The organism is Ferrimonas lipolytica, assembly GCF_012295575.1.
GTDB lineage: Bacteria > Pseudomonadota > Gammaproteobacteria > Enterobacterales > Shewanellaceae > Ferrimonas > Ferrimonas lipolytica.
The window spans coordinates 881,622-901,842 of sequence record NZ_CP051180.1 but is presented as its reverse complement, the minus strand read 5'-3'; the positions used below and the strand labels follow the sequence as shown (position 1 = coordinate 901,842).

The window sequence follows — 20,221 nt, the reverse complement described above, 5'->3', positions numbered from 1 at the left end:
CGTAAGGCTGGTTTTTTGATTTTATAAGCTCAACTATTTTGCTTTGAAATCAAGATAGTCCGCAGATAGCGGCAGCGGTTGCGCTAAATTGAGCCCAACCTGTGTCGCCGCCCGCCGCGCCTCATTGCTTGGGTGACTGCTTAACCAGCTTGAACTATTTCCGTTTTCTAGTACATCAAATAACGCCGTAACACCGCCGCTGTGACCATATAGAGCCACGACAGCCGCTAACGCTAATTGATCTGCTTCAGCTTCATCATCCCGACTAAAGGACAACATGGTGAATTGGCTCGACAGCTGTAACAACGCTTGGTTTTCTATTCCCAATAAGATTGATAACCCAGTAATGCTAAGGTTTTTTGATAGTGACTTAATCACGTGACGTTGGCGTACATGAGCCAGTTCATGAGCGACCACCATCGCTAACGCATTCTCCGACGGCAACGCTTCAATCAATCCGCTAAAGATAACGATTTCGCCGCCTAATCCGGCAAAGGCGTTGATCTGCTCGTCCTCAATCAACGTGACCTTCACATCGATATCGTCTTGCATCGGCTTAACCGCTAGCAACCGTGCCAATAGCTCATCCATCTGTCGCTGTGCTGGAGACTCTACTCTTTGAGCAGACCACGCAGGTGCCAACCGTTGCTCCCACGAGAATGGAATAAACTGTCCCAATTGACCGATGGCTAGGTTAATCAATAGCACTACTACGCTAATCGCCAAACCAACGCCTGCAACCAGAATAAAAAAATCTGGCAGTGGTGAACCTGACTTATGGTTATTTTCTGGGGTAGGACGATTAACGAACTGGCTCATCGCTCACTACCGCCGTACCATATGCATAAACCTCAACCGAGACTTGGCTCTTATCGTCTCCTTGGCCAATTGCTGAGGTTTCAATACGCATATTGAACACCGCATTGGCACCAAGTTGTTCAGCTTCTTGCTTCATTCGCACAATCGATTCTCTGCGCGCCCGTTCAATCAATGACTCAAATGAACTAACGTTGCCGCCAACAATGTTGCGAAGCGACGCCACAAAGCTCTTAAAGTAATCCACCGCTATAACGGTATTACCCCCCACCAAGCTAACCCGACAGGGTTGGAATTGCGCTGGCACCTCTTTGGTATTAAACACCAATATCGACTGCAACCGAGCTTCTTCTTGGCGCAGACGTTTGAAATGTCGTTGCTCTGCATAGCGCCCAAACACGAAGCCTAAGCCAATCAACAACAGTACCCCAATGAGTGTCTGCATTGGTTACTCCACTACAACCGCAGTACCGTAGGCAAACAATTCCGCCGCACCGGAGGTCACTGATGACGTTGAGAAGCGAACATTGATTACCGCATTAGCTCCAATGGCGATAGCTTGTTCGGTCATCCGTTCGACCGCTTGCTCTCGGGATTCTTGCAGCAGTTCGGTATAACCAACCAATTCGCCACCAACGAGATTCTTAAGCCCCGCCATAAAATCACGACCAACATGTTTGGCGCGCACTGTATTACCCTGAACTAAGCCAAGGTGGCTAACGATGGTTTTTCCGGGAATGGTTTCGATATTGGTAAGGGTTATCTTATCCATGACAACTGATTCTCTGCTGATTGAAGCAATCACCATATCACCGCTACCCGCCCTCGCCTATGCTTGGCAACATGCAGATACAACAAAGCCGAGCATAAGCTCGGCTTTGGTTCGCTCTGGCGCTGGTTAGAAAATCAGATGAGCCATGCCAGCAATCACTGGCAGCGATACTAAGGTACGCAGCAAGAACACCACCAATAGCTCAAATGCATTTACTGGGATCTTAGAGCCCAGTAACAAGGCGCCTACTTCTGACATAAAGATAAGTTGGGTAACAGACAAAGCGGCAATCACAAACTTGGTCATGTCATTTTCAATACCTGCAGCAATGATTGATGGAATAAACATATCCGCAAAACCAACCACCATGGTTTCAGAGGCCGCTTCAGCAAACGGGATCTGCAACAGCTCGAGTAACGGTACAAACGGTGCACCCAACCAAGCAAACACTGGGGTAAACTCGGCCACAATAAGTCCCATGGTACCCACAGCCATAACCACTGGTAGTACTCCAAACACCATATCGATGGCATTTTTACAGCTCACGACAATAACGTCAGACAGCTTTTCAATCTTGGCTGCTGTATTTAGAGCATTCTGATAACCGAAAGAGAATACAGTATGACCAGCAGGGATCACCTCAGCGTCTTTAGCGCGCTCGGTGCCATCAATCAGCAGATCTTTCTTATTAGATAACGGTGGTAAACGCGGCACAATCAACGCTACTACTAAACCAGCGACACAAACGGTTAAGTAGAAAGGAATAAACATCGACTCTAAGCCAACCTGAGCAATCACCACCAAACTGAAACTAATGGATACGGCCGAGAAGGTAGTGCCAATAACCGCAGCTTCACGCTGGGTATAACACTTTTCTTCATACTGCTTCGACGACATCAAGATCCCAACGGAGCCATCGCCAAGCCATGACGCAAGGCAGTCAATGGCTGAACGGCCAGGCAGATTAAACAGCGGACGCATCACCTTGGTCAGCAGGCTACCAATCAGTTCGAGCAAGCCAAAGTGGGTCAACAGTGGCAATAACAAACCTGCAAACACAAATACGGCAAATAGCGTTGGCATTAGCTCGGCAAACACAAAAGCACCGGTTAGATCACTGATGATCACTTCAGGGCCTGTTTGAGTGATAACCATAGCAACGAAGGCAGCACCCAATACACGAACAGAAAACCACAGCGGCGACGGATTAAACAGCCCGTTCAGGAATGAGTTGTTGAGAATAAACTGAGGTTTAAACAGTTTGGTGGCAATAGCGGCTAGCGCTGAGACAATCAACACACCACTTACTACCGCGGCAATGTTATCGCCAATAACACCAAGCAGAGCATCTTTCAAAACCGCAATAGGGATAGTAATACCATCGGCGTGAACAACCGGGGTCATAAAGAAAAAGACGCCCAGTATCGATGGGATCAGGAACATCAGGATGTTCCGTAACGAATTATTTTGCATGGTGTGTTGTGCCTGCTTAAAGAGTAATTATCCCAATTATTGATGGTGCCGTAACTGGGATTAATTTCACTTCAGTGCATTTTTATGCACAAGAAGTTATTTGTAGCGGGTATCCTACCGACACTTATTTAGTTTTAAAAGTGCCGACCACTGCGCCTTTAGTGATCGGCATCACACCTTTTAATGCACCATTACCGCGTAATTATTCAGGCGTACCAATTGCCCAACAATATGAATAATAATTAATCAGCCTTGCTGCCGCTGCGACGCATCAACTGCTCTAACAGGTTTGGCGGAACACCATGAATAGTTATGGTATCTCGAGCCGGATCCCACTGCACTCGTTCGCCTAAATGTTGACCATCAAAACTCAAAGAAACACCACCGCCGGTACCGGCAAACTTCTTCAATTGACGCAACGTGCTCTGATCAGCCGGAAACTCCTCAATCAACTCATAGCTGCCATCGCTGGTAAATTGGTGGAAGCTTTCCAAGCCTTTGTCTGCCAACTCATCGGCAATGTCACTGATCTGAACGTTATCACCTGTGGCAATCTGGCTTTTACAGTAGTCGAACACGGCGTCACGGCAATCTTGCTGCTCAGACTTATCGAGTTCTGCCGTGCCAACGTAATCCTCAACCGCCTGCATCAACGCTTTATTTTGCTTTTTAGCATCAATGCCTTCAATACAGCCCATAAAGTCTAAGAAAAAGTCGGCGATCTTACGCCCGGCTCGACCTTTGACGAAGGAGATGTACTTTTTAGAGGTAGGATCGGCCTTCCACTCGGTTAAATCGATGCGGGCAGTCAGCTGCATATTAGACAAATCTAAATGCTCCATGCCGTGTACTTCCATTTCATCGGATACCGCCACTGACGGCTTAGCTGAGATCAGAGCCACAAATAGGTAGTTGCAAGCAACGTGGCTGTAATGAGCCAACAGTAGGTAACCACCAGTGGCAAAATCATACTTAGATAACTCTTTACCAAGCAGATTACTGGCTTGTGCCGTAAACTCTACATAGCCGAGTTCACCGGCTTGCCATTGGGTTAGCGCTTGTTCGAACTCCTCATTGGCTTCACCGGCTGGGGTGCCGTCTTCATTAATAGGAACCCCAAAGTGGCCAAAACCTTTGCCGGCTTTGGCGGTGTATAATCGGTGCAGTTCAGCGATTAGGTCGTCAGCAGCCATCGACTGCTTGAGCGGTTGTGAGCGTAAGCGGCACTCCAGTTGACCATCGTTACCTTGGTTGACTGTGTGGATAATGGCTTGATCGATTTTTATACTCATGGCTTTGGCATTAGTCGTTGGCAGTAAAAGCCGCTATTATATGCCGCCCTTTTTATAACATCACAGGAAAACTCATGGCGATCGTATCTAAATACAGCAATCAACAAGTAGAAACCCTGCTGTCGGATCTGCTGGCAGTGATGGAAAAACACCAAACCCCAACCGATTTGGCGCTTATGTCCCTTGGTAATGCCGCTACCATTATCATTAACAGCAAAATTGCACCGGCAAATCGTGCTGCACTGGCCGAACAGTTTGCGCAAGCTTTGCAGGCATCCATCGATAGCAGTGATGACGCCTAAACAATTGAAATAGCTTGCTGGATTACTGTTTTTATTCACCGTAGGATAACCCTAACTTGTCAGGCCTGAAGCCCTAGAATGCAATTCAACGATCACACCAAAGACAATGTGTCGCCCTTGGTACTGTGGGGACACTGGTTTACCTTTATAAACATGCTGTTAGCAATGCTAATCGCAACACGTTTTTTGTACATCCAAGGCTGGCCTGACACGCTATTGGCCCAGGCGTACATGCTGGTGAACCTGGTTGGCCATTTTGCATTCTTGGGCTTTGCTGGATACTTATTTACTCTGTTTCCAATTACAGTACTGCTGCCGTTTTCGCACATATTGCGCGGCGTTGGTGCTTTGGTTGCAACCATCGGGTTAACCATTTTGGCCTTCGATGCCGAAATTTTTGACCACTATCGACTCCACCTCAATCCATTTGTTCTTGATATCGCCAGCGCTGATATCGGTGCCCTACTCGACAACCCCATTGTGGCCGTATTCCCAATCGCCCTGCTCGCCTTACAGCTAGTGCTAGCCAATGGACTTTGGAAACGATTAGCTCGAGTTCGTCGTCGCCGTATGGGGATTCCGGTGGTAATCGTACTAGCCAGTTGTTTTATCGCGTCGCACTTGGTGCATATTTGGGCCGATGCTACTGGTTACCGTCCAATTGTGGCACAAGACGATATATTCCCGTTGCATTACCCGGCTACCGCTCGAGGCTTTATCGCCCGCCAAGGGTTGATGGAAGAGGGAGAGATGGCGGTACCCAATCGCATTGCCCCTTCATCACATCAATTGCTATATCCGCTGACCGACATCAATTGCGTGCCACCAACCACCCAAGATGTGTTGATGATCACCATAGATGGCTTCCGCGCCGACATGGTTAATCAGCAAACCATGCCGTACCTGATGGACCTATCCCAGCAATCCCACTGGTTTGAGCACCACTCTTCGGCTAGCAACAGCTACAACCACGGCCTATTCACTATGTTCTACAGCATGTTGCCCTCATACCGAGAGCCACTACTGTTGGACTTAAAAGGCCCAGAGCTAACCAAACAACTACACCGAGCGGGCTACCATCTGTCCGCTTACGGCATCAATCAAGCGGCAACCCCGTTTGATAAACAAACCTGGCTACAAGACTTTAATGTGGTTCCTACCCCTGTCGATGATGTCGCTGCCGAGCAAGATATTGCCATTAGCCAACAGGTCATCAGCCATATAGAGCAGAAAAACGGCCCACAGTTTAATCTGGTGAGCTTGTCAGCACCCGCTTATTACAGTACCCCTGTTGGCGAAGTTGGGATCCCGACAGTGCGAGCCGACAAATCGTTAAACCACGCCCAACAGGTGTTGTTTAACCAGTACCGGCAGTCGTTGCACTTTATCGATGGACAGCTCCAACGATTGGTTGAAGCCGCGGGAGAAAACACCGTGGTGATCATTACCGGTACCCATGGCCACCTATTTACCACTGACATTAATGCCGATAGCCGCGCTAACTTCAGCCCCGCAGCCACCAGAGTGCCACTGCTTATCCGCTGGAACGGGCAACGCCCACGAGCCATAAGTCATCGCACCAGTCACTACGGTGTGGTACCGACGTTAATGACCAACTTACTCCAGTGCACCACGCCAATCCGTGAATACAGCCTAGGTGAAGAGCTATATCAGCCGCCACACAACGACTATTTGGTTATTGGCAACGCTCGTCAGTTTGCGATTCAAACCGAACGTGCCATCACCGTGATCGACAATCGTGGTGCCTACCGCGTGTACAACAATAACTATAAGCGGCAGCGTGAAGCCAAGCTTGATGTGCCAGTTTTGGTACTGATGATGGAAGAAGGTGGTCGCTTCCGTAGCCACTAACAGCACGCATCAACTGGATAAACATCAATCAGTTAGAGTTGAAAACTATTGATTTTATAACGCCGCTGCGAGATATTTAAATGGTATCGGCCAGTAGCGCAGTCTGGTAGCGCATCGCTCTGGGGGAGCGAGGGTCGGAGGTTCAAGTCCTCTCTGGCCGACCACCTTCAGCACCAAGCCCACAACGGCCTCCGTTGTGGGCTTGGTCGCTCTTAGCTAGTCCATAGCCAATATTCTGCCTGTTAGTCACATCTGCATTCGCTGACACGCCCAAGACCCGCGCTGTAATTGAAAAACATTCGACATTATTTAATTTCATAAAACTCATTAAGAACAACCAATAAGGTTAATCTTCGGTTTAACTTGAGCTCAATGTTGAAAATTAACCACAAAAGTGTGATCAATCGTCACAACATCTTCAACTTAAGCGGCTAATATTCTGGCTGGTTTACTCAGCTTGGTGAAAACGAATCATGTCTGCATTGGTCGCTATCTCAATTACTACTGGTATTCTCTCGGCACTGTGGGGATGGCTCTCGGTCGCCCTTGGTCTGCTAACCTGGGCAGGATTTATGGGCTGCTCAACCTATTTTGCTGCGCCAGCTGAAGGCAAAAAGGCAGTCGCCATCAGCATGCTAACCAATCTAAGCGGTGTGTTTTGGGGCATGGTTATTATCCAGCTTTCCACCGTCAGTAACATCGAGGTTATCGGCTACATCATTACTGGCATTGTGTCGATGCTGATGTGTATCCAAGCGAAAAAAGAGTGGCTTAATTACATACCTGGCACCTTTTTAGGGTGTTGCGCGACCTTTGCCTCCAATGGCAACTGGCAAATGGTTGTCCCATCGCTGCTGGTAGGTGTTTTGTTTGGTGCCATGATGAAATCATCGGGCTTATGGCTTCAGGCAAAATTGCAGCCTCAGATTAAAAATCAGGTTGTTTAACCACACCATCACCGTTAGCTTCCAATATCGTCAGCGTAGCCGTTAGGCTTACGCTGATCACAACCTCCTCCTCCCACCACATCCATTGTCCAGCAGACAAAAACCAAATACCTTTATCGTCGCTCACTGCACTCAGCAAGAAAAGTGCCGATTAACGCTACAGACAATGCCCATACCAAAATTCAAAAAAAACATAAAAACAGTAACTTAGTGCTTTACTTCTGCAATGCAGATGGTATCAATAAAGTCACAGGCGTTAGTACTTACACCAAGGATGGGTATGTTTTTCAGTCGCGCAATAAAAGCGGTCTTTATCGTTGTTCTCGCTATTGTCACAATAGTAACTGCCTTTGTCGCACTGCAACTGTGGAGAACCAGCCCGACCTATCACGGCATCGAGTCTGTACCAGCACTGCAAAACAAAATTGCCGTCTCATTTGACGATTATGGAGTGCCATCCCTCTACGCTAACAACGATGCCGATGCCATGGTTGCCCTTGGTTGGCTGCATGCCAAAGAGCGTCTATTTCAAATGGATCTATTACGTCGGGTTGGTAAGGGCGAACTTGCCGCCTTATTTGGTGAGCGAGCAGTAAAGACAGACCAACTATTCCGCGCCCTTGGTATGCGTCAATGGAGTGAACAGCAAGCTCAGGCATTACTTTCCCAAGATCCTAAATTACAGCTGTGGGTTTACTCCTATGTTGATGGCATCAACAATGCAATTGAAAACCTACCCACTCCGCTAGAGTATCAACTGTTGGCCGCAACCCCCGAACCATTCCAGCCAGTCGATGTATTCGCCACACTGAGTTATATGGCCCACAGTTTCACCACGGCCTTCAAGCAAGACCCGCTAATGACTGACTTGCGCCAAAACTTAGATGAGCCTTATCTGCATGCCTTACAAGACCACTGGGCGGCCGCAGAACTCGATGGTATCGAGTTAGTTAGCCAAGATTGGTTGGAGTTAGAGTTAGACTCGCTGTTACCAATGGGCCAGATGCAAGGTTCAAACGGCTGGGTCGTCAGCGCTGAACGCAGCGAAAGTGGGGCACCGTTGTTTGCTAATGATCCTCACATCAGCTACTCCAGCCCACAAGTGTGGTATGAGGCGCAGATCCATACTCCTGAGCGGGTGCTATACGGTCACTACTTGCCCGGTTTACCCATCCCACTATTAGGGCAAACCCCTCAGCGGGTATGGGGGTTAACCATGCTATTGAACGACGACGCCGATCTCTACCAACTGACCATAACCGACAATGGCTACCAGATAGACGATGAGGTCGCGCAAATGGACCTGATTGATGAGCTAATCGAAATAAAGGGGGGCGAAAGCCTCCACTACCAACGCCAGGTAACGGCATTTGGGCCTCGCGTCGATCAAGCGCTCGGGTTAGATCAGCCCACTGCACTATATTGGACCTTTACCCAACCAGGGAATCAGCCACTGCATGGCCTCTATCAATTGGTCAACGCCACCTCATTAGAGGAAACCGAACAGAGCCTAGAAAATATCTGGTCGCCAGGGGTTAACCTCCTCTATGCCGACAATCAAGGTAACATTGCCAAATGGGCGGTGGCTAAATACCTTAAGCGTGCCGAGGGAATCAGTGGCTCAGTAATGATTGACGGCTCCAAGCGCAACAACCTGCCCCAAGGCCATTACGACTTCTCCAGCAATCCCAAACAGCTTAATCCCACCTCCGGCATTATTTTTTCCGCTAACCACCCATATTCAGAACCATTGCAGCAAGTTGAAGCCTCTGGTTACTACGCCCCTAAGTTCCGACCGATGTGGCTACAAGAACAACTAGAGAGCCAACAGCAATGGAATCTCGATGAGTTTAAGCAGCTGCAGAACGACAGCCGTAACTTACGAGTAATGATGCTCAAGCCTATGCTCGCAGCTGCCGTCACCGACACCGGTAGCAGTGCCTATCAAGCATTACAGCAGTGGGATGGTACTTACAGTGCAGATCTTATTGCACCAACCATATTTGAGAGTTTCTACAACCACCTACTTGAAGAGATCTTTGCCGACGAACTCGGTAGCGATCGTTTTGAGGTGTTAGTGACCCAGAGCTTGATTGACAAGATGCTATATCAAGTGTTGGAAAACCCCAATTCACCATGGTGGAACAACCTCAACCAATACTCGCAACAAAACCAGCAAGACGCCATTAGACGAGCATGGTTACAAACCGAATCCAGCCTAGGTACCGATATTCCCAAGTGGCAACAAAGTGCACAAAGTCGCCATCGTCACGCCATGGGGGCCAATCCCCTACTGCGACAGATATTTGAAGGCCCAAGTATGCCGATCCATGGTTCTAAACGCGCCATAAATAACATCTCTTACCAGTACCAAAACGAGCAACGGCAAGCGACATTCGGCCCATCAACTCGTCGATTGGTGGACATGGCGTCACCGCTCACCGCCCGCGTTATCAGCCCATTAGGGCAAAGCGGGGTATCACACTCGAAACATTTCTCCGATCAAGCCATTGATTACATGAACGGACAGTACCGCACCGTTACCATTGCACAACCAACTCGTGCTGCACTTATTTTGTCGCCAAACAAATAGGCTTTCATAGATCCAATCGGCTACTATCGGCATAGGCTGTATTCGTTGGGGGTTTTATGGCGAAAGATAAAGGCGGCAATAAGCAAGCCGCTAAAATGCTGCAAAAGGCGCTGAAGCAACAGATAAAAGATAAGTTAAAGCAGGGAACCGACTTTACTGCTTTAACCCAAGTGGAATGCGAGCAACTTGCTTCAACCTTCATTTCGAACTTAGGACTGGCTAAAGCCACCAGTACACGCCATCACTTTCCCCACCACGGTATCGTGCTGACCCGGCCGTATAAGGGCAAGCCCTGTAAGAATTGCCCCGCATTAGAGGGACACCTATGTAAGTGTGCACTCAAACAACAAAAACGGGTGCGGTTACCCCGATAGCGAAAAAACAGCAAAAAAAATGCACGCTTAGGTTTGCGTGCACAAGGAGGTTGATTCACATAGGATGCCTAGTGATTATCTCTGCCAATTGTTACAGTTATTTGAATGATTAGAAAAAACTTACCTTCATCCTTGATAATCAGTTTGTTAGCCATTTTTAGTGCTGTTATCACCTGCGTTAGAATTTCAATAGTTGCTAGCAAACCTTGCCCTACTAGCCACTAAAATCACTTGTAAATCCACTGAGCGATCGCTACCCTCGCTGACCATTTTCGAAAACGGTAGTGCATAGATGAGTACAATTGCAGGTTTTGATTTCGGTACATCTAACTGTGCCTTTGGTGTAATAACAGATAACCAACCAACACTGGTAAATCTGCCCCAACACGGCCACTACCTTCCTTCGACCCTTTACGCACCGCAGCCAGAAGTGATCTCTGGTTGGCTATATCAACAGCTTAAAAGCCAAGGGCTAGAGCAGCCATATCAGCAAGCCCGCCCTAACCTAGGTGCCAGTCTTAATGCCCTGCGTGAAGCCAAGCTTGATGGCTACGATGACCAATTGGCCTTCGGCGTTGATGCTCTCGACAAGTACCTAGTTGATCCTGCGGACTGTTACTACGTTCGTAGCCCTAAATCCTTTCTCGGCTCCAGTGGCATTACCCCACGGCAGCAGCAGATGTTTGAAGACATTTGTGCTTCAACCATGTGGCACCTGCGTCACCAAGCGGAACAAACGGGTTTAGCACCGATTAAGAAGGTTGTGATTGGTCGTCCGGTTAATTTTCAGGGGCTCGATAGCCACCGCAGTAATACCCAAGCCACCGAAGTACTGACTCGCGCCGCTAAATTCGCAGGTTTTGACCAAGTTGAATTTCTGTATGAGCCGATTGCCGCCGGTTTAAGCTACCAACAACAGCTGCAGCAACAGCAGAACGTATTGGTAGTGGATATCGGTGGTGGTACTTCGGATATCTCCATGTTGCAGATGGCCGCGGGCAGCGACTTAAGTGAACGTCACGACGAATGGGTATTGGGCTACAGCGGCGAACGGATCGGCGGTAATGACTTTGATATCGCACTGAACTTTAACTGTTTAATGCCAACTCTCGGCTCACGACTGAAAGACGGTAAGGGACGCCCTATCCCCAACAAGCCGTTCATCGACGCTGCTTCGGTAAACAACATCTCAGATCAAACACGTTTTTATCGCAACGACACCAGAGCGATGCTGTCGGAGCTGCAACGCCAGCCAGAGCTAACAACCTTGATGCGGATCCTAACTCTGCAACAACAGCACATGACCTTCCAGCTTAGTGCCTGTGCAGAACGCGCTAAAATCGCCTTGAGTGAGTTAGAGCAAGCCAAGGTAGCACTGGATTTCCTAGAGCCCGAACTGGCTACTGTCGTCGACCGCGCCAACTTCACCGAAGCGGCCCAACAACTGCTGAAACGTATGTCGGTATTAATCGATGACGTGATCGCCCAATCCAGTTGCAAACCGGACGTGCTATTCCTCACCGGTGGTAGCGCCAATGCGCCGTTTATCAAGGATTACCTATGGCAACGCTATCAGATCCCAATGGTTTCAGCCGATAACTTCGGCAGCGTAACCTCGGGACTGACTCTGTGGGCAGATAAGATCTTTAATAAATCGGGCTGTTGAGCACAGCGAAGCAACAGACTGCTCGTTTACCATCACGGTTAGCGAGCAAGCGCTTAGAAGAGATGAGTGCCTACGGCGATGGCGATGGCGATGGCGAACTAAGGTTTAGAACCAAAATCTTCACTGACCATATAAACAAAAGGCTGTGTCACAGTTAAGTGTTGAGGTTAAGTGTTGAAGTTAATATCAAGCCTTCGGCTCTATCGGTTGCAGACTATTAAGGGGTTATGTCGCGTTGGCGGCACATTCTTGTATGCATTAGGGGAAGCTCCGCCCCGTTTGGAATCCCCTTTGCCTTAGGTCGCATTCCAAAACGCTTCGCTGGACTGCTCCAATGCGGCAGAAGAGCAACGGCGGTAGTGCTTTGCCCTTGTTTCAAAGCTCGCCTAACCGGTGCTTTAACAGCATTGGCAAGAACAACCCTTAATTGGTACACAACCAAACAAAAACGCCCCGCACTTTCGTGCGGGGCGTTGTTGTTTATATGGCGGTCAGGGAGAGATTCGAACTCTCGATACGTTGCCGTATACACACTTTCCAGGCGTGCTCCTTCAGCCACTCGGACACCTGACCTTTAAATTGTTCGATGTTTATCGAGTTCTCACTCGCTACGGGAAGCGCATATTAGGGAGTTCATCGGTTGTCGTCAACTGCTATTTTTCAACTTTAAACCGAACGCATCTTTTTTAGTCAACTCCTGCTCAACCAGTACCGTCAACTCGCGCTTTTGTTGTTTTTTTTGCTGCTTTAACCTCTTCGTTAACTTTCTCAGCTGCCGTTGCAACCTTTTTGGTTGAAGGGGTAAGTCAGTCAAAAACTGGAGTTGATTACAGTTGTCATTAAACTCGCCTAATCGTTGTTGCCATAGCGACGCGTCACTGTGATGGTTATCTAGGCACAACTCAATTAAGTAGCGCTGGGCTTTAATCAATAAACGCAATTTGTGCCAATGCTTATCTTTACCGGTCGACACCGCCAACTTACTTGCAGCTATGCTCCGCTGTTGTAATTGCTGCAACTGAGTTGCTACCGCTGCAGATAACGTCACTGCAGTTGTTGGCCACGGCAACAGCAAACAGCTGAGACACAGTTGCCGCTCCCGCTGTAAATCACCAAGCCGTTGTCGTAATTGTTGTTGTAGTAACAGCCGCTGCTGCAATAGGTAATCAATAATCATGGGGATGTCGACAGCCGCAATAAATACGTCAATATCGCGCACAGCATTCGACACGTGCGCTTGCTGCTTAAAGCTGGCTGCCAACGTTGCCGCGGGAGTATTTGCCAGCTCATCAGCAAATATTGCCAATAAACAGCGGCTCTTACGTAAGCTCACTCGATAGCGATGAACTGCCTCAACATCATTATTGCTAGCAATAGTCTCAACTTGGCTCAGCATGCGCTGATATTGGTTAACAAGCCGTTGTTGAACTGCGGTTACTACGCTGTCATCCATCTTATTACCCTATAAAAAAGGCTGGGTCATAGTTAGCTGTTGAAGTTTATCTTAAGCCTTCGGCTTCACCGATTGCAGTGCTCTTAAAGGGTTATGTCGCGGTGGCGACGGCACATTCTTGTATGCATTAGGGGGCTGCTTCGCCCCTTTGGAATCTCCCCCCTTGCCTTAGGTCGCAATCCAAAACGCTTCGCTGGACTGTTCCAATGTGGCAGAAGATCAACGACGGCAGTGCTTTCTCCTTGTATCAAAACTCGCCTAGCCGGTGCGTTAACAACATTGTAAACAACAACACTTAGTTGGTACACAGCCACAAAAAAGCACCGTGATTACGGTGCTTAATAAGGGTAAGTTTAGTTGCTTAGGCGTTACCTTTAACAACCTCATTTAAGGTAGCGGCAAAATCAAGCATCCGATTCAGCGGCAGCATCGCTTGCTTGGCTAGCTCCGGATCAACATGCACTTCATGATCGGTGCGATCTGAGCTAATCAGCGAGTTCTCAATCGCTGCTAAGCCATTCATCGCCATCCATGGGCAGTGAGCACAGCTACGGCAAGTTGCGCCGTTACCACCTGTTGGCGCTTCAATAAAGGTCTTATTTGGAGACAGCTGCTCCATCTTGTAGAAGATCCCTTTATCGGTCGCGACGATGAACATGTCATTGTCCATCTCTTGGCTGGCTTTAATTAGCTGTGAAGTCGAGCCGACCGCATCAGCAATAGCAACCACAGATTCCGGTGATTCTGGGTGTACTAGCACCGCCGCATGAGGATTCTGAGCTTTCAGATCAAACAACGCCTTGGCTTTAAACTCATCATGGACGATACAAGCGCCCTGCCACATCAGCATATCTGCGCCAGTTTGTTTAGCAATGTAACTGCCTAGATGACGATCTGGCCCCCAGATGATCTGGTGTCCTTCACTATCGAGATGTTCAACAATTTCTAGCGCAATCGACGAGGTAACCACCCAATCCGCACGGGCTTTAACTGCTGCAGAGGTGTTGGCGTATACCACCACGGTATGATCAGGGTGAGCATCACAAAACTCAGTAAACTGATCCGCAGGGCAACCTAAATCAAGCGAACAAGTTGCTTCGAGAGTTGGCATCAATACGGTTTTATTTGGCGTTAACGTTTTTGCGGTTTCCCCCATAAAACGTACGCCAGCGACCACCAGGGTTTGTGCTGGGTGATCATTGCCAAAGCGCGCCATTTCCAATGAATCCGCAACGCAACCACCAGTTTCTTCTGCCAGAGCTTGGATCTCAGGATCGGTATAATAGTGCGCTACCAAAACCGCATCTTTCTCTTTCAGTAAACGCTTAATGCGTTCCTTTGCTACAGCTTTCTCGTCAACTGACATTGGCTGTGGCTTGGGAGGAAAAAGGTAATGCGAATCATCTACAACCGGGGCTTCTAACATTTTGGGTCAATGCCTCTACAACTAATTGGCGCCATTATACGAGATGCCATTCCACTCGTTAACCTAACTCTGGCGAATACTGTCATATATATCTGGTTACATGCAGTCGATTTCAACGGGCTGTCGCGAAAATAAGGCGCCATTGGCGCCATATTAGGGTTATCGCATCGCCATCATCATCCGTTGCGGTTGCTCAAGGTAACTGCGCCACAGATTGCAGAATCGCGCAATAGTCGCACCGTCAATCACCCGATGATCACCAGACCAGCTGATCTGCATAATAGTCCGAGCTTCCACCTCGCCATCATTATTAAACCGTGGCAAGGTTTGCAGTTTGCCCAAGGCAACAATGGCAACCTCTGGCTTATTGATGATCGGCGTCGCTACCGTACCACCAATGGCACCAATATTAGAGATGCTAATGGTGCCGCCTTGGAGATCTGCTGGAGCAACACGGCCATCACGAGCAGCGCTGATAAGCCGCCCAACCTCAGCACCTACTTCGAGAATAGACCGCACCTGCACCTGCTTAATGTTTGGCACCATCAAGCCAAGCTTGCCATCAACCGCGATACCAATATTGTGGTCATGCACGAAGGTTTGTTCATCGCCAGCATCATTGACACGGCTGTTTAGAGCAGGATATTGACTCATCGCTAACGACAACGCCTTGATGAAAAACGGCATAAAGCTCAGTTTAATCCCCTGCTCCGCATATTGAGCATTCAGGCTTTGCCGTAATGCAACCAGCTCAGTCAGGTCAAGTTCGTCGCAGTAGGTGAAGTGAGGAATGCTCTGCACTGAGGCCATCATCTGCTTTGCCATGGCCGCCTTAATGCCCTTAATCGGCTCAACCCGGTCTGTTCCAGCAACGTACTCAGCCGCAGCCCGTTTCGCTTCAATTGGCATGGTTTCAGGCAGGGCAAGGGGGGCACTATCTGACTGAGCAGATTCTAGGTAGCGATGCAGATCTTCTTTATAGATGCGCCCATTTTTACCAGTACCGCTAACTAAACCCAAGTCGACCTCATGCTCCCGAGCCAACCGCCTAACCGCAGGACTAGCAACGGCTTTGCCATGACGCACAGGCGCAGTAGCTTGCACCATTGAATCGGGGGTTGCTGCCGAGCTAGCCTCGACAGGTGCTGCCGCTGCACCAGCGGCGCTGCTTGGCAGCGCTAATGCGAACAGAGGTTGGTGCACCTTAGCTACTTGGCCTTTACGGTAATAAAGCTTATGGATGGTTCCCTGCTGTTTCGCTGGGATTTGTACCAACGCTTTGTCGGTCATCACATCACAGATAGGCTGATCTTCTTCGACCACATCACCCTCTGCAACTAACCATTCAACCAGCTCACACTCGACAATTCCTTCGCCAATATCTGGCAAAATAAAATCATCAATCACCTTAGCTGCTGCAGCTTGTGGTGGCTCAACTGCAACCTCAGTGATGGCTGTGCTTGCATCAGCCAGCTCTACCTGAAATAGTGGCGCGTGCACCTTCGCCACCTGACCTTTTCGATAGAACAGCTTGGTGATGGTACCGGCGTACGGAGCTGGGATCTGCACCAATGCTTTGTCTGTCATCACGTCAGCAATAGGCTGATCTTCCGCAATCACATCGCCTTCAGCGACTAACCACTCAACCAACTCACACTCAACCACTCCCTCGCCGATATCCGGCAAGATAAAATCCTTAATCATTGCCACTCCCTAGAAATTGACGCAGGTTTTAATCGCTTCAAATATTTTATGTTCGTTAGCCATGTGTTCTTTCTCTAACGACAACGGGTATGGTGTATCTAAACCACAAACCCGAGCAATCGGCGCCTCTAAATAAAGAAAGCACTGCTCTTGAATGGTGGCGGCAATCTCACCGGCGAAACCACCACTTAACGGTGCTTCGTGGCTTATCAGTAACCTTCCGGTGTTGATAACTGATTGAGCAACGGTATCAACATCCCATGGCATGAGTGTACGTAAATCAATAATTTCACAGCTGATGCCGTCATTTTCAGCTCTTTTCGCCGCTGCTTCAATCAACTCCATCTGTGCCCCCCAACCTAGCAGGGTTATATCGCTGCCGGTTTTAACCACCTCAGCGGCTGATAAGGGGATCTCGTAGTCCCCCTCAGGAACCTCACCGACCGAGGCGCGATAGAGCCGCTTCGGTTCAAAGAATATCACCGGATTATTATCACGGATCGACGCTAACAGTAGTCCTTTCGCTTGCTCTGGGTTACGGGGTACAACCACCTTCAATCCGGGGGTTTGGGTAAAATAAGCTTCCGGAGATTGCGAATGATAGTGGCCACCGGCGATACCACCACCATAAGGAGTACGGATGGTTAGGCCGCCCACATCAAACTCATTGCCACTGCGGTAACGGAACTTAGCGGTTTCATTAACGATCTGATCGAAAGCGGGAAAGATGTAATCAGCAAACTGGATTTCAGCTACTGGCCGCATACCTTGAGCAGCCATACCATTAGCAAAGCCGATAATCCCTTGCTCAGTAAGCGGGGTATTGAAACAACGATCTTTACCAAACTTATCCTGCAGCTTGGCAGTAGCGCGAAACACCCCACCAAAGTGACCAACGTCCTCACCAAAGACAACCACTGTGTCGTCATTGCCCATAGCAATATCAAGCGCCTCGTTAATGGCCTGTAGTAAATTCATCTTGGCCATTACAGGTGCTCCTTGCCAGCGGTGGCGCGATAGTATTCTGGGTATTGTTGTACTTGAGTCTTAACCTGCTCTAACTGTTCGCTCAGGTGCTTAGGAACCTCGTCGTAGACATCGGTTACTAAGGTGCTAAGTTCTGGCATCGGCAGCACTTCGGCAACCTTTACCGCAGCAAGTACTTCTTGTTTGTACTGCTGATACAGGGCTTCATCATCGCTCTCACTCCACCACCCCTGCGCTTGCAGCCACAACTTGTAACGCAACACCGGATCGTGCTCTCGCCATTTCTGCTCCTCCTCCTTACTGCGATAACCGGAAGGATCGTCTGAGCTTGAGTGCGCCCCTAAGCGATAACTCATCGCTTCGATCAATACAGGGCATTGTTGTTCCAGTGCAACCTGACGTGCTAATTGGGTTGCCGCCAGCACGGCGAGCATATCGTTGCCATCAACACGAATGGTCTTGATGCCGTAGCCTACGCCACGGGGAGCAATGCCATCGCCAGCGTACTGCTCTTCTGCTGGAGTCGAGATGGCATAGCCATTATTACGACAGAAGAAGATCACTGGAGCTTGATGCACTGCCGCCATATTTAAGCCAGCGTGAAAGTCCCCTTCGGAGGCAGCCCCTTCACCAAAGAAGCAGATGGTAACGTTGTCCTCACCACGCATCTTTTGACCATAGGCGTAACCTGCTGCTTGCGGGATCTGCGTTCCCAATGGCGATGAGATGGTCATGTAATGCAGCGCTTTACTGCCGTAATGGATCGGCATTTGCCGTCCTTTGCCCAGATCGTTGATGTTGGAAAACATCTGGTTCATAAACTGCTCGAGGGTAAAGCCGCGGTAATGCAGTGCTGCATGTTCACGGTATTGAGCCATGATCATGTCTGCGTCATCCAAGGCCGCCGCCGCACCAAGTACCGCTGCTTCTTCGCCGGTGCAGGTCATGTAGAAGCTGATTCGCCCTTGCCGTTGGGCCGCCAGCATCCGCTCGTCTAGAACCCTTGTAAATACGCAGCTATGGTAGATCTTTAGCGCTGAGGCCTTGTCGATTTGTGGTAATTGAGCCTGTTCATAGAGCGACCCATCCGCCTGCAGAACTCGTAAGGTTGGAAACACCAACGCATGCCCGTCGACCAATGTGGCCTCGGTACAATGCTGTGGTTGGGCAGAGTTGTCTGTCATCACTTAACGTCCAATATGTCTGGTGTTGTTATCGCCTTTCGCCAACTACCTTGATGTCAATTTTTGTTTTATTTAATGACATCCAGTTGACGACATCAGAGCAAGTTACCTGCCACAGTAATGCCACACAACCAAGCGTCCACTTAAAGTCAGTGATGGTTGCGCCACCGCTGTAAAACCCCTTTTACAGCGGTGTTTGATTAGATTAATTACTCAAATGGTTGCTCTGCGCCCACTGGTAGAACCGTAAGCAACGCCCGTTGCCCCAGAGCGACCTTGGCGTTTGGGAACACAATCGCTTCCCCATCGGCCTTAGCACGATATTCAACCTCTCCATCCTGCGCCAATAGATCACCCCGTTGGTACTCAGTAAAATTAGCGGCATCGTCGGCAAAATTAAGGGTAAAGGCATCGCTTTGTTTATTGATCTCTTGGGCTACGTCAAACACCGTCAGTGGTGCTGCCGCATCAATCAACACCGGTTCTGCACTGATTAAACGTCGTAACTGGCTTTCAATCTGTGCAACCGACTGGCTATCGTTGTGACCAAATGGGCGCACCTTTCCTAATTCCACCGTAAAGGCATCGGCACCGAATTGGTTGGAGCTAAAGTAGCTGAAAGTGGTTTGAGGCGAATGGATTAACAGCGCGGTATCAATGCCGCCATTGGCCAAAAAGGCCAGCTGTTGACGTTTCCACGGCTTACCATGACGGAACGGGTAGATTGCAAACTTCTCCCGTTTCGAATCGCGAATGGCAGTGTGCAGATCATAGTGGTAGCGCTGTCCGTCTCGTTGCTGGAAAAACTCAGTAACCGCCAACTCCAATCGTTTCGCTCGTTGTGCTTCATCGCCTTGATAGTTCGAATGATTACCACTAAACAAGCGATTCATATTGTGTTCTAACTCGCGCTTACCCACGACCATCGCTGGCGGGTTACCGAGTAAAATAAGCAGTCGATTACGACAGTTCAAGGTTCCAGCTAGCAGTTCTTGCACCAGTCGGTTAAGCAACTCTATTGGCCCAGTTTCGTTACCATGCACGCCAGCAGACAAAACAATATCAGCCGCATCCGGTTGTGGCGGTTCGAACCGCAAGATCCCCACATCGGTAAGGCTTACCTCTACTCCACCAGCCAACTCAAACTGTTCTTGTTGCGGTAAATTCGATGGATACTTCAGGGTGTGCGACAGCAGGTCGTGATGTTGTTGTAGCAAGGCTCTTCTCCTTGAGCAAATGATCTGCAGGCAGTGTACCAAGGCCACCACAACAATTCTCCTGCACACAATGGTTGTAATTCCGCCGCCGTGACATTATTCTCCATGGACGTTTAGCCATCTAAACATCTTAACGTTTAGAC

At 49.0% G+C, this 20,221-nt stretch carries 17 protein-coding genes and 2 tRNA genes; 7 read left to right on the top strand and 12 right to left on the bottom strand.

Annotated elements, in window-relative coordinates:
* Window positions 1-33: 33 nt before the first annotated feature.
* From HER31_RS04280 to yejK, 5 genes are all read right to left on the bottom strand, one after another.
* Window positions 34-819, bottom strand: a complete 786-nt coding sequence (locus HER31_RS04280) for a M48 family metallopeptidase (protein WP_168659437.1) — start codon at window positions 817-819, stop codon at window positions 34-36.
* Window positions 803-1,261, bottom strand: coding sequence for a YbjQ family protein (locus HER31_RS04275; RefSeq protein WP_168659436.1), 459 nt, complete (start codon window positions 1,259-1,261; stop codon window positions 803-805). Before HER31_RS04275 ends, HER31_RS04280 begins: the two co-directional genes overlap by 17 nt.
* 3 nt (window positions 1,262-1,264) lie before the next feature.
* Window positions 1,265-1,579, bottom strand: coding sequence for a YbjQ family protein (locus HER31_RS04270; protein WP_420811016.1), 315 nt, complete (start codon window positions 1,577-1,579; stop codon window positions 1,265-1,267).
* Between the two features lie 135 nt (window positions 1,580-1,714).
* A complete protein-coding gene (locus HER31_RS04265; protein WP_168659434.1) occupies window positions 1,715-3,031 on the bottom strand; it encodes a YjiH family protein in 1,317 nt (438 codons plus the stop codon).
* A gap of 272 nt (window positions 3,032-3,303) precedes the next feature.
* Entirely contained in the window at window positions 3,304-4,353 is a 1,050-nt protein-coding gene (yejK, locus tag HER31_RS04260) for a nucleoid-associated protein YejK (protein WP_168659433.1), read from the bottom strand.
* 74 nt (window positions 4,354-4,427) lie between these two features.
* Between yejK and HER31_RS04255 the strand changes: the two genes are divergently transcribed.
* From HER31_RS04255 to yegD, 7 genes are all read left to right on the top strand, one after another.
* Window positions 4,428-4,655, top strand: a complete 228-nt coding sequence (locus HER31_RS04255) for a YejL family protein (protein WP_168659432.1) — start codon at window positions 4,428-4,430, stop codon at window positions 4,653-4,655.
* 78 nt (window positions 4,656-4,733) lie between these two features.
* Complete coding sequence (locus tag HER31_RS04250) at window positions 4,734-6,527, top strand: DUF3413 domain-containing protein (RefSeq protein WP_168659431.1); 1,794 nt, start codon at window positions 4,734-4,736, stop codon at window positions 6,525-6,527.
* Between the two features lie 87 nt (window positions 6,528-6,614).
* A tRNA-Pro gene (locus HER31_RS04245) sits at window positions 6,615-6,691 on the top strand.
* 309 nt (window positions 6,692-7,000) lie between these two features.
* Entirely contained in the window at window positions 7,001-7,474 is a 474-nt protein-coding gene (locus tag HER31_RS04240) for a DUF1097 domain-containing protein (RefSeq protein WP_168659430.1), read from the top strand.
* 280 nt (window positions 7,475-7,754) lie between these two features.
* Complete coding sequence (locus HER31_RS04235; protein WP_168659429.1) at window positions 7,755-10,067, top strand: penicillin acylase family protein; 2,313 nt, start codon at window positions 7,755-7,757, stop codon at window positions 10,065-10,067.
* Between the two features lie 56 nt (window positions 10,068-10,123).
* Window positions 10,124-10,441, top strand: coding sequence for a hypothetical protein (locus tag HER31_RS04230; protein ID WP_168658689.1), 318 nt, complete (start codon window positions 10,124-10,126; stop codon window positions 10,439-10,441).
* 292 nt (window positions 10,442-10,733) lie between these two features.
* A complete protein-coding gene (yegD, locus tag HER31_RS04225; RefSeq protein ID WP_168659428.1) occupies window positions 10,734-12,107 on the top strand; it encodes a molecular chaperone in 1,374 nt (457 codons plus the stop codon).
* 485 nt (window positions 12,108-12,592) lie between these two features.
* On the opposite strand, the gene HER31_RS04220 is transcribed toward yegD, so the two are convergent.
* The 7 genes from HER31_RS04220 to astE form a co-directional block, all read right to left on the bottom strand.
* A tRNA-Ser gene (locus HER31_RS04220) sits at window positions 12,593-12,680 on the bottom strand.
* Between the two features lie 73 nt (window positions 12,681-12,753).
* Complete coding sequence (locus HER31_RS04215; protein ID WP_168659427.1) at window positions 12,754-13,560, bottom strand: CHAD domain-containing protein; 807 nt, start codon at window positions 13,558-13,560, stop codon at window positions 12,754-12,756.
* 361 nt (window positions 13,561-13,921) lie between these two features.
* On the bottom strand, window positions 13,922-14,986 hold the full coding sequence (gene nadA / locus HER31_RS04210; RefSeq protein ID WP_168659426.1) for a quinolinate synthase NadA: 1,065 nt from the start codon (window positions 14,984-14,986) through the stop codon (window positions 13,922-13,924).
* Window positions 14,987-15,145: 159 nt separating this feature from the next.
* The gene (locus HER31_RS04205) at window positions 15,146-16,690 is read right to left on the bottom strand and encodes a dihydrolipoyllysine-residue acetyltransferase (protein ID WP_168659425.1); all 1,545 of its coding nucleotides are present in this window, start codon (window positions 16,688-16,690) and stop codon (window positions 15,146-15,148) included.
* 9 nt (window positions 16,691-16,699) lie between these two features.
* Window positions 16,700-17,677, bottom strand: a complete 978-nt coding sequence (locus HER31_RS04200) for an alpha-ketoacid dehydrogenase subunit beta (protein WP_168659424.1) — start codon at window positions 17,675-17,677, stop codon at window positions 16,700-16,702.
* Window positions 17,677-18,861 carry a thiamine pyrophosphate-dependent dehydrogenase E1 component subunit alpha gene (locus HER31_RS04195; RefSeq protein ID WP_168659423.1) on the bottom strand — a complete coding sequence of 395 codons (1,185 nt, stop codon included), beginning with the start codon at window positions 18,859-18,861 and terminating at the stop codon, window positions 17,677-17,679. The genes HER31_RS04200 and HER31_RS04195 overlap by 1 nt, the downstream gene beginning before the upstream one ends.
* Window positions 18,862-19,070: 209 nt before the next feature.
* Window positions 19,071-20,078, bottom strand: coding sequence for a succinylglutamate desuccinylase (astE, locus tag HER31_RS04190; protein ID WP_168659422.1), 1,008 nt, complete (start codon window positions 20,076-20,078; stop codon window positions 19,071-19,073).
* Between the last annotated feature and the right edge of the window lie 143 nt (window positions 20,079-20,221).

Bases quoted from the DNA above. Each gene is read 5' to 3' on its own strand.
- HER31_RS04280 (WP_168659437.1), bottom strand. From the start codon at position 819: ATGAGCCAGTTCGTTAATCGTCCTACCCCAGAAAATAACCATAAGTCA.
- HER31_RS04275 (WP_168659436.1), bottom strand. From the start codon at position 1,261: ATGCAGACACTCATTGGGGTACTGTTGTTGATTGGCTTAGGCTTCGTG.
- HER31_RS04265 (WP_168659434.1), bottom strand. From the start codon at position 3,031: ATGTTCCTGATCCCATCGATACTGGGCGTCTTTTTCTTTATGACCCCG.
- yejK (WP_168659433.1), bottom strand. From the start codon at position 4,353: ATGAGTATAAAAATCGATCAAGCCATTATCCACACAGTCAACCAAGGT.
- HER31_RS04255 (WP_168659432.1), top strand. From the start codon at position 4,428: ATGGCGATCGTATCTAAATACAGCAATCAACAAGTAGAAACCCTGCTG.
- HER31_RS04250 (WP_168659431.1), top strand. From the start codon at position 4,734: ATGCAATTCAACGATCACACCAAAGACAATGTGTCGCCCTTGGTACTG.
- HER31_RS04240 (WP_168659430.1), top strand. From the start codon at position 7,001: ATGTCTGCATTGGTCGCTATCTCAATTACTACTGGTATTCTCTCGGCA.
- HER31_RS04235 (WP_168659429.1), top strand. From the start codon at position 7,755: ATGTTTTTCAGTCGCGCAATAAAAGCGGTCTTTATCGTTGTTCTCGCT.
- HER31_RS04230 (WP_168658689.1), top strand. From the start codon at position 10,124: ATGGCGAAAGATAAAGGCGGCAATAAGCAAGCCGCTAAAATGCTGCAA.
- yegD (WP_168659428.1), top strand. From the start codon at position 10,734: ATGAGTACAATTGCAGGTTTTGATTTCGGTACATCTAACTGTGCCTTT.
- HER31_RS04215 (WP_168659427.1), bottom strand. From the start codon at position 13,560: ATGGATGACAGCGTAGTAACCGCAGTTCAACAACGGCTTGTTAACCAA.
- nadA (WP_168659426.1), bottom strand. From the start codon at position 14,986: ATGTTAGAAGCCCCGGTTGTAGATGATTCGCATTACCTTTTTCCTCCC.
- HER31_RS04205 (WP_168659425.1), bottom strand. From the start codon at position 16,690: ATGATTAAGGATTTTATCTTGCCGGATATCGGCGAGGGAGTGGTTGAG.
- HER31_RS04200 (WP_168659424.1), bottom strand. From the start codon at position 17,677: ATGGCCAAGATGAATTTACTACAGGCCATTAACGAGGCGCTTGATATT.
- HER31_RS04195 (WP_168659423.1), bottom strand. From the start codon at position 18,861: ATGACAGACAACTCTGCCCAACCACAGCATTGTACCGAGGCCACATTG.